Source organism: Micromonospora sp. NPDC051141 (genome assembly GCF_044455765.1).
In the GTDB taxonomy this organism is placed as follows: Bacteria; Actinomycetota; Actinomycetes; order Mycobacteriales; family Micromonosporaceae; genus Micromonospora.
The window spans coordinates 1-1,434 of sequence record NZ_JBITFD010000049.1; the positions used below are offsets into that span (position 1 = coordinate 1).

1 protein-coding gene is annotated in these 1,434 nt (G+C 69.5%); it reads right to left on the minus strand.

Features of this window, described 5'->3' with window-relative positions:
* Nucleotides 1–1,409: SDR family NAD(P)-dependent oxidoreductase (locus tag ACIA6B_RS32525; protein ID WP_396779322.1), on the minus strand; the 1,409-nt coding region annotated here is incomplete at its 3' end.
* Between the last annotated feature and the right edge of the window lie 25 nt (nt 1,410–1,434).

A 1,434-nucleotide genomic window follows, 5' to 3' on the forward strand; every position in this document is an offset into this window, starting at 1 on the left:
ACCGGCGTCGGATAGTCAAAAACCAGCGTGGCCGGCAACGACAACCCCGTCGCGGCAGCCAACCGGTTACGCAACTCCACAGCAGTCAACGAATCGAAACCAAGCTCACGGAACGCGCTACCCGGATCAACCGCCGCCGGGTCGGCATGACCGAGCACAACCGCAGCCTGCGCCCGCACCAACTCCAAAACCGTCCGCTGGCGCTCCTCCACCCCCATAGCCGCCAACCTGGCGGCCAGATCCACCGGCGCATCAGCGGTGGCCGCCATACGGCGGGCCGAGCCGCCGGCCAACGTCCGCCACACCGGTGCAACGCCACCCGCTCCGGTACGACGCAGCGCGGCCAGGTCCACCCGGATCGGTACGAGCTGCGCCTGGTCAGTACGCACTGCCGCGTCGAACAACGCCAGGCCCTGCTCGGAGGAGAGGGGAAGGATGCCGCTGCGTCGCATCCGGTCCAGGTCGGCCTCGTCGAGATGCCCGGTCATCGCCGACTGCTGAGCCCACAGCCCCCACGCCAACGACTGACCGACCAGACCCTCGGCCTGCCGCCGCAGCGCCAAGGCATCCAGAACGGCGTTCGCCGCGGCGTAGTTTCCCTGCCCGGGTGACCCGAGGGTGGCCGCCGCCGACGAATACACCACGAACAACCCGAGATCCATGTCCCGGGTCAGCTCATGCAACCACCACGCCGCATCCGCCTTCGCCCGCAACACGGTCTCCAGCCGCTGCGGCGTCAACGCCTCGACCACCCCGTCGTCGAGGACTGCGGCGGTGTGCACCACCCCCACCACCGGATGCTCGACCGGCACCCCTGCCAACACCTCAGCCAGCGCGTCCCGGTCAGCGACGTCACACGCCACCACCTGAACCCGGGCGCCCAACCCGGTCAGCTCACCGACCAGCTCCGCCGCCCCCGCCGCGGCCGGACCCCGCCGGGACAACAACAACAAGTGCCTGACCCCGTGCGCGGTGACCAGATGCCGGGCCACCAACCCACCCAACACCCCCGTCCCACCAGTGACCACCACCGTGCCACCCGAATCCAGCCCGGCCGGCAGCCGCAGCACCACCTTGCCCACATGACGCGCCGCCTGCAGATACCGCAAGGCCTGCACCGCGTGAGCCGCCTCGAACACCCTCACCGGCAACGGCTGCAGAACCCCCGCAGCGAACATCTCCACAATCTCGGCCAGCATCTGCCCGATCCGGTCCCCACCGGCCTCGGACAGGTCGAACGCCTGATACACCACCCCAGGGTGGTCCGCGGTAACCCGCACCGGGTCCCGCACGTCGGTCTTACCCATCTCCACGAACTGGCCACCACGGGGCAGCAGGTCCAGCGACGCGTCCACGAACTCACCGGCCAAGGCGTTGAGCACCACATCCACCCCCTCCCCACCGGTCACCGTCAGGAAGCTGCGACGGAACTCC